The organism is Deltaproteobacteria bacterium, from assembly GCA_019308995.1.
Taxonomy (GTDB): Bacteria; Desulfobacterota; Desulfarculia; order Adiutricales; family JAFDHD01; genus JAFDHD01.
In genome coordinates this window covers 1-7,758 of sequence record JAFDHD010000133.1, presented here as the reverse complement: position 1 = coordinate 7,758, position 7,758 = coordinate 1, and the positions used below count along the sequence as shown (strand labels likewise).

Annotated in this window: 7 protein-coding genes and 4 tRNA genes; 6 read left to right on the top strand and 5 right to left on the bottom strand. The window is 48.9% G+C overall.

Annotated elements, in window-relative coordinates; translation table 11 throughout:
- Window positions 1–129: 129 nt before the first annotated feature.
- The 4 genes from JRI95_15235 to JRI95_15220 form a co-directional block, all read right to left on the bottom strand.
- The gene (locus JRI95_15235; GenBank protein ID MBW2062894.1) at window positions 130–411 is read right to left on the bottom strand and encodes a transposase; all 282 of its coding nucleotides are present in this window, start codon (window positions 409–411) and stop codon (window positions 130–132) included.
- Window positions 412–530: 119 nt separating this feature from the next.
- A complete protein-coding gene (locus JRI95_15230; GenBank protein MBW2062893.1) occupies window positions 531–1,262 on the bottom strand; it encodes an AMP-binding protein in 732 nt (243 codons plus the stop codon).
- Window positions 1,263–1,687: 425 nt separating this feature from the next.
- Window positions 1,688–2,368: a formylmethanofuran dehydrogenase gene (locus tag JRI95_15225; protein MBW2062892.1), complete on the bottom strand. Its 681-nt coding sequence runs from the start codon at window positions 2,366–2,368 to the stop codon at window positions 1,688–1,690.
- A gap of 284 nt (window positions 2,369–2,652) precedes the next feature.
- Window positions 2,653–3,048, bottom strand: a complete 396-nt coding sequence (locus JRI95_15220; protein MBW2062891.1) for a universal stress protein — start codon at window positions 3,046–3,048, stop codon at window positions 2,653–2,655.
- 363 nt (window positions 3,049–3,411) lie between these two features.
- Here JRI95_15220 and JRI95_15215 point away from each other — a divergent pair, with 363 nt between their 5' ends.
- Entirely contained in the window at window positions 3,412–4,146 is a 735-nt protein-coding gene (locus tag JRI95_15215) for a 1-acyl-sn-glycerol-3-phosphate acyltransferase (GenBank protein ID MBW2062890.1), read from the top strand.
- A complete protein-coding gene (locus JRI95_15210; protein ID MBW2062889.1) occupies window positions 4,143–5,822 on the top strand; it encodes a ribonuclease J in 1,680 nt (559 codons plus the stop codon). Before JRI95_15215 ends, JRI95_15210 begins: the two co-directional genes overlap by 4 nt.
- Before the next feature lie 31 nt (window positions 5,823–5,853).
- Here JRI95_15210 and JRI95_15205 read toward each other — a convergent pair whose 3' ends face one another.
- Window positions 5,854–6,504: a response regulator transcription factor gene (locus tag JRI95_15205; protein ID MBW2062888.1), complete on the bottom strand. Its 651-nt coding sequence runs from the start codon at window positions 6,502–6,504 to the stop codon at window positions 5,854–5,856.
- A gap of 725 nt (window positions 6,505–7,229) precedes the next feature.
- Here JRI95_15205 and JRI95_15200 point away from each other — a divergent pair.
- The 4 genes from JRI95_15200 (at window position 7,230) to JRI95_15185 (ending at window position 7,756) form a co-directional block, all read left to right on the top strand.
- Window positions 7,230–7,305, top strand: a tRNA-Thr gene (locus JRI95_15200).
- A gap of 75 nt (window positions 7,306–7,380) precedes the next feature.
- Window positions 7,381–7,466, top strand: a tRNA-Tyr gene (locus JRI95_15195).
- 88 nt (window positions 7,467–7,554) lie between these two features.
- Window positions 7,555–7,631: transfer RNA gene (locus JRI95_15190), tRNA-Gly, on the top strand.
- A 48-nt stretch (window positions 7,632–7,679) separates the two neighbouring features.
- Window positions 7,680–7,756 (top strand) — tRNA-Thr (locus JRI95_15185).
- Window positions 7,757–7,758 lie beyond the last annotated feature (2 nt).

Here is a 7,758-nt window from a genome sequence, read left to right as displayed (position 1 = left end):
GGATAATCAGGGAGTGTAGACACTAATGACTAGTCAGGTAATGTCTGATATTTTGTGTAATTTCAAATAGTTCTACTATCTTTCGCATTTCGATCCAAGGGGAACATGGGTTATGAGATATATCTTATACTAATTATACGTCAAACGTATAGTATTAAGCCATTCGAAACAGGTAATAGATTTTACGAGTTTTGGGCTTAAGCTTAGCTCTTTCAGGCCATAGCAAAGGGTTTCTATAACTTCATCAAGTGTTTCGAATACGGAATTCCCAAAGACATTATCCCGAAGCCAAGCCCAAATATGCTCGACCGGATTTAGTTCTGGGCTGTATGGCGGCAGCGGAACGAGCTTCATTGTTTTTGGAATGCGCAGATCATTGGCTCGATGCCAACCCGCACCGTCAAGTATCATGACGCAGAATTCACCGGCAAACGCCTAGGCTGTATGTTCAAGAAAGACTGACATCGCTTCTGCATCCACCCAAGGCAAGACCAATGAGAATATCCTGTCTTCGAAGGGATTGACGACCGTCACCGCGTAAACATATTCCCGGATGACTTGGTGTCCAACCAATGGCCGATCCGGCAGAGGCGCCCAGCATCGTCTTCGGTCGCTGATGCGGCCAAAACGACCCTCATCCCGATATATGAGCCCTCCCACTGATCCAGCTCCGCGGCCTCGTTAGCCGCTTCGGCCGAAGCAAAGAGATTGGCATGGGTCAGCATAACGCCTTTAGGCTTCCCTGTCGTTCCCGCGGTGTAGAGCATCAGGGCCACGTCATCCTCGTTGATCTGCGGAAGGCTTTTTTGTGGTTCATTACTTAAAAAGGTTTCGAGGCGGTACTCAGGCGGTGAGGCTTCTGGATGCTCATCACCTCCCTGAACCACTATCCAGCGAATGTGATCCAGTCCTTGAGCGGCCTCCCGGACTTTTGCGACATTGGCCTGGTCAGTGACGACTCCCTGGGCCCCGGAGTCGCTGAGGACATAGCGCAGTTCAGGGGCCGCTATCATAAACATGACCGGGATAGCGAGAGCACCGGTGCGAAAAATACCTTGAAAGACGGGGTAGGTCAGAGGATGGTTGGCCATGTAAAGCACCGCTATTTCTCCCCGCATAAGGCCGAGGTTGGAAAACCCCCGCTGTAAGCGCCGGGCCCAATCGAGGAATTGTAAGTTTGTAAATCGTTCGCCCTCAAAATCCAGAACCATCCGTTCACCCCGACGCCTGGCCGAGTGTTCGGCCAACTCAGCCAAATTCATGGCACACCTCCTTTAACCCAGAGAAATGAAAATTTTTTCTGATAAGAGTTGTTTCTGTATCATTGAAGATTGTTACAAAACCCCTCCGCTTTTGACATCTTATGCGGTTCACTCCAAACCCATAAACGTATCTCTCCCTGGTGTGAGACCCTGGACATTTTTACTAACTGGGCCTTGAGAATAAAGATTCTTTTTGACGGGACCATAACAGCCCTTCCTTGTCTCAAGAAGCACAGACGGGTTTCATCCATGCCTTTTTTATGAAAAAGGCTGCAGGAATTTACCGAAAATATAGATATTTATTTTGGATGATAGACAGTATAAAGCTAAGGTGAGTGTGGGTCAATAGAGAAGAGTGCGGGACTTTCCCCGAAAATCAGAAGCCAGCCAGCCCTGGCTGCCCGGAGGGCCATGTGATATTAGCCTTAGCCTCGCCGGGGATGTTCCGCATCACATCGGAAAGGAGATGGTCCCTCCACCCGCGCCGTGTTCGGACTTAAGGCGTCCAGGTTCCGGACCGGTCGGAGAGGCTTAAAATAGGCCTCACCGGCGCAGACGCGGCAGAGGAAACGGCCGTTGGCCTTGACTTCCCGTTTGTGCCGTATCTCAGCGCCGCACTGTTCACAGCTCACCTTGTGGCGTGATAAGCCAGGCAGGTCTTCAGGCGGGATTTCAACTTCGACTGCCATGACGGTAAAAAGTTCAGAAAGAGGCATGAGCTGGTAGGCCTTAGTTTCCCGTTCATGCCTGTCCGAAATGCCTGCTACGTATTGGCCGGCCTTAGAACGGCAATCTTCACGCACCGCGACCCGGAAGGCCAGGCCGTCTGGCAGATTGACAAACGTGGCGGCCATGAGCCCGTAATCTTTAAATTTAAGAGAACGGCGACCTAACTTGACGCCGGTTGTCGTCGCGATAGCATCGGCGGCGCACCGATCTATTTCAACAAAGACGACCACCTTCTTGATATTGATTTTATCCAGGGGAGCTTCATAGTCCAGGAGTTCCAGGCCCAACATGGCCATGCGGACCCCCAGCACCTGCCCCGGACACAGGTGGCCATGCTCTTTTACAGAACGGGCCAGGAGTTCGTTGAAGCTATTCATTGTCTGAACCAATATGTTAGATTTAACATATCGGTTATTTTTACGCAGCGAATGGAAAAATGCAAGCCTTTTTAAAAACGAGACCCTTCCCCCTAACCCGCGAGCTTAAAAAAACGCTTAAAGAAAAGGAGTAGTTATCTGGTTTCGCCCATCAGACGGATGGCTTTTTCTGAACCCCGAGGATTTCCGAAAATAAAAGATGGGATGCGATTCAAAGTTCGGGAAGCAGCGTCCAGGTTTCTGGGTGCTGATTAATGCTTATAACGATTCTCTCTACCGAGGACTCACTTGACAGTAACGACCGGGCAAGGAGCCTTTAGTATCACGTACTGAGCCGTGGAGCCAAACACCAGTTTACCAACTTTTGAGGTCTTTACGATCCCAAGAATAATTTCGTCAACCTCGTTTTCCTGTGCAAATTCGACCAGTGTTTCTCCCGGGCTGAGACCTTGAGTCATTAATTTTGTTTCCGTTGTAAAATTACTATCTTTTAGAAAGACCTCTGCAGATGCTAGATCTTGTTCCGCCTTTTCCAAACCTTTTACTTGATCATGAGGTTCTCCTTCCAAAGAGGTCAGCACATAGACTGTGTTAGCTTCAAAGGCCTCAGCATGCATTTTAGCCAGCTTAAGAGCCTCCTTGGCTGGATCTGATCCATCATATCCGACCATAATCTTCATAGTAATCTCCTCTCCTTTTTAAAGTTCAGCATTGAAAAGTACTGCTGTCTTATGAATAAATCCTGATTCACCTCTCCCTGCCGGTTATCTTTTTCTCTGCTCTTGTTCCTAAGGAGCCAGACGACCGAATGCGGTTAGATCTGATTTTTTTTAATAGTTTACTAGAATTATGGTTCAAGCGCAAGATTTTTAATCCCTGGCAGGTAAGCGAAGGACGAACATCGCTGCCTGTTGAGTCTCAGGAGGGGTATTGTTTTAACCGACCTGGCAAATTGATTAGGTTTGACAGAGTCGAATTTCAGCCCTAATATTAAGGTCATGAAAAGAATGATATTTAAATCTTTACCTCCCATAAATTTTTTCATGATTTATGGCTTAGTAGTCCTAGCCATCATCACGCCCCCGATGTACCTTGTGGCCTTGGTTGTGGCTTTTCTGGATCATCAGGGTAATGGGATCCATCACATGGCCCGATTTTACATGCGCACTTTACTTCGTTGCGGCTTTGTCCGGGTGAAGGTGGAAGGTGTAGAGAACCTTGTTCCTGGGGAGAATTACATCTTTGCTGCCAATCATAGCAGCGTCTTTGACATCCTGGTGCTTCAGGCCTATGTGCCCATCCCATTCCGCTGGCTGGCCAAGGAAAGTCTCTTTTCGCTTCCTCTTTATGGTCATGCCATGTCCCTCGCCGGTTACATTCCCATCAACCGGTCCAACCCTAGAGAGGGGGTACGGAGTCTCGAAAAGGCGGCTGAAAAAATACGTGAAGGGGTAAGCGTGGTGATTTTCCCGGAGGGAACGCGGAGCGATGACGGCCGAATCCATGAATTCAAGCGAGGTGGTTTTACTCTGGCCGTGAAGTCCGGCCTCCCTATTGTTCCGGTCAGTATCAGCGGAGCCCATCGGGTCATGCCGGCCAGAACGTTTAAGGTCATTCCAGGTCGGATAAAGGTTATTTTTAGGAAACCCATTCCCACCAAAGGCATCAAACGGTCCGGGCAAAATGAGTTAATGGCTAAAGTGCGCGAGGTGATGATCGCCAATCACGACCCTGACTATGGGAACAAAAGACGATCCGCCCCGGGAAAAGGCCAATGAATGAGCTTTCTGTTGATTTAATCATTTTAGGGGGCCTGGGTGAAATTGGACTGAACATCATGGCCCTGAAGTGTGGCCAGGACCTGGTGATTATTGACGCCGGTCTGATGTTTCCTGATCAGTATATGTACGGGGTGGATATCGTCATCCCGGATTTCAGTTATATTCTGGAGCATGCCGACGAGGTTCGGGCCGTTATTTTGACCCACGGCCATGAAGATCACATTGGCGCCCTGCCTTTTTTGCTCAATCAGATCAACGTTCCGATTTACGGGACCCGCCTTACCCTTGAACTGGTGAAAGATCGTCTCAAGGAGCACAGAGTATTTCCGGAGGTTCAATTCAATGTTATCGCCCCGCGTGATAAGTTGACCATCGGTCCTCTCACCTTTGAGTTTATCAAGGTCAGCCACAGCATTGTGGATGGTGTGGCCTTGGGGATCAAGACTCCGGTCGGCCGCTTGGTCCACTCCGGGGATTTCAAGATCGAACAGAGCCCGATGCCTGGCGGGGAGATTGACCTCAGCAAGTTCGCCGAATATGGGGAACAGGGGGTGCTGGCCTTGCTTTCAGACTCGACCAATGTGGAACGGCCCGGTTATACGATGTCTGAACAGAAGATCGGAGAAACCTTACGCCAGATCTCCCAGACTTGTCAGGGGCGCGTCATTGTGGCTATGTTCGCCTCCAGCATTATCCGTATCCAGCAGGTCATCAATATTGCGGCTGATTTTGGCCGCAAGGTAGCCTTTGATGGTAAAAGTATGGTCACCAACGTTCGCATTGCCAAAGAACTAGGCTGCCTGAATATAGCTAAAGACCTGGAAATACCACTCAGTGAAATTGGCGATCTGCCTGAGAGCAAGGTGGCTCTGGTGACAACCGGTTCTCAGGGTGAGCCCATGAGCGCCCTGACACGGATGGCGGCCAATAACCACAAACAGATAAAGATCAAGTCCGGTGACACCATTATCCTTTCCTCTCGCTTTATCCCGGGCAATGAACGAGCCATCACCAATATCATCAACAATCTGTATCGGCTGGGAGCTGAGGTGATCTATGAAACCGTATCCGAAATTCATGTGTCAGGGCATGCCTACCAGGAAGAACTCAAACTCATGATCAACCTGACCCAACCTAAATATTTCATCCCCATCCATGGGGAGTACCGTCACCTGATTAAACATATCGAACTGGCTCATGAGGTCGGGGTGCCCAAAGAAAACCTGATCCTGGCAGAAAATGGAGACCAGATCCGCTTTGATCGGGATGGCTGCCGCAAGGTTGGGCGTGTCACTACGGGACGGGTGCTGGTTGATGGTAAAGGCGTCGGTGACGTGGGTCAGGCCGTGCTCCGCGACCGTCATCATCTGGCCGCACACGGGATGGTCATCCCCCTGGTTGTCATTGACGAGTGCACCGGGGAGATCCTCAGCGGCCCGGACTTTATTTCCAAAGGATTTATTTTCGAGGAAGCAAGGCCTTATCTACTTGAAGACGCCAAATGCCTGATTCTCGAGATTTTTGATCGGCTGGCTGAGGAAAAGAACCTAGGGAGCGGCAATGTCTTCGACCTGGACGAAATCAAGGCCGAAATTCGTCGAGAGCTCAAGCGGTTTTTTAACCAGGTTATTGAACGACGTCCTCTCATCCTCCCCCAAATAATCACCATTTAATTCCAGCTAGCAAAGCCTGGTTCAATAAGGCCTAGGTGGCAACCAGCCCTCTTTTTATGGCAAAGGATATTAAGGCAGAGGTATTGTGAAGATCCAACTTTCTCATCAGGTTGGAACGATGTTTTTCCACGGTCTTGGGGCTGATATATAAACTGTTGGCAATCTCCTTATTCCTGTACCCTTCGACTATCAGTGTCAGAATCTCCCGTTCACGCTGAGTGAGTATGTCCCAGGCCGACTTTACATTCCGTCTCCCCTCCAGGTATCCTTCAATTACTTTGCTTGAAATACCAGGACATAAGTAAGGCTTTCCAGAAAGAACAGTTCTTATGGCCGTGGCAAGCTCAGTGTGGGAAGCGTCTTTTAGCAGGTAGCCGTCTGCACCGGCCTGAAGGGCGGCCAGGACATACTCCTCGTCCTCATGAATCGTTAAAGCCAGAACCTTTGTTTCAGGATATCGCTTCTTTATCTCCTCAATAGCGTCCAGACCGCTCATCTTGGGCATGGAGAGATCCATCAAAATAAGATCGGGTGACCACTCTCCCACGGTTCGGATGGCTTCCAGGCCGTCCTTCGCCTCTCCGACGACCACAAAATCATCGTGAAGATTTAGGATGGTCAGCAGTCCTTCTCTGAGCATAGTGTGATCTTCTGCAATAACGATTCGGTGCTTTTTCTTCACGATGCGCCCTCACCCGACTCGATCTGTCTTTTATGGCTGGGAATTGAACACCTCTCTTAGCTTATATTATCACAACGTGTCTTTTTTGCAAAAATAACGATCATTCGTGTGGTTCAAGGATGGCAGCGGGGAGGCCTTGAACGGTCGGTCAAACCGCTTTTATAACTCCTAGAATTTTAATATATGTTTTATGTTTTACCACCTGTAATAAATGTTACGGCTCGTGCCCTTCCGCCCGCAGGCCAGGGAGACAGTGACAGGCCTCCAGGCCTTATTACACCAATTGAGGCCTGTTAAATTTTTTCTTGACATCTGCCGATAAGGGATTAAAATTATTTCTAGTAAGAAAACTACCCCTGTGGTTTCGACCCAGGGTGTGGGGCCGCTTCAATGGCCCTTGCTTTTTTATGGCGCATTGTGATACGAACTTATATCTATTATTGATCAAAAGTGCTTCTTAGATACGCTGATTTTATAAAACGGATACGAAAGGAGGTTTTATCAGTATCCCAACTCCCTGATCCTAATCCCAGGAACAAAGATCCATAAACCAGTGATTTGGTAATAATCAGCTCCACCGGCCTCGTTATACGTACCTTGCCTATGCGAGTGAATAGTGGAAACAAAACCTAACAAAACCAACAAAATCGATTATTACCCTTGACAAATTAAGTAAAATAGAATAAAAATGAATATTTGGCCGTTTGCTGAACGGCGAGCTAAAAGCTGGCGTAGCTCAACTGGTAGAGCACCTGATTTGTAATCAGGATGTTGCGGGTTCGAGTCCCATCGCCAGCTCCAGATACGAGGGGTTCTAAGCTGGGGTTTTAATTATATAAGTGGCTTGACAGGTGTCTTAAGTGCTTGAAATATATGGGTGAGGTTCCCGAGTGGTTAAAGGGAGCAGACTGTAAATCTGCCGGTGAATGCCTTCGGAGGTTCGAATCCTCCCCTCACCACCAGTCAGTTTTAAGCGGTCGGCAGGAAGGTGTCAGGAGTTGAAAGGCAGAAGATTTCTTTTCACCTACATATAGGACGGGGTTGTTTTTAGCGGGAATAGCTCAGCTGGCTAGAGCGTCAGCCTTCCAAGCTGAGGGTCGCGGGTTCGAATCCCGTTTCCCGCTCCATAAAGTTTCAAGCCACCTTAAAATTTTTATTGGGGGGGACCCCATTGAGCCCACGTAGCTCAGCAGGTAGAGCACTTCCTTGGTAAGGAAGAGGTTCACCGGTTCGAGCCCGGTCGTGGGCTCCATA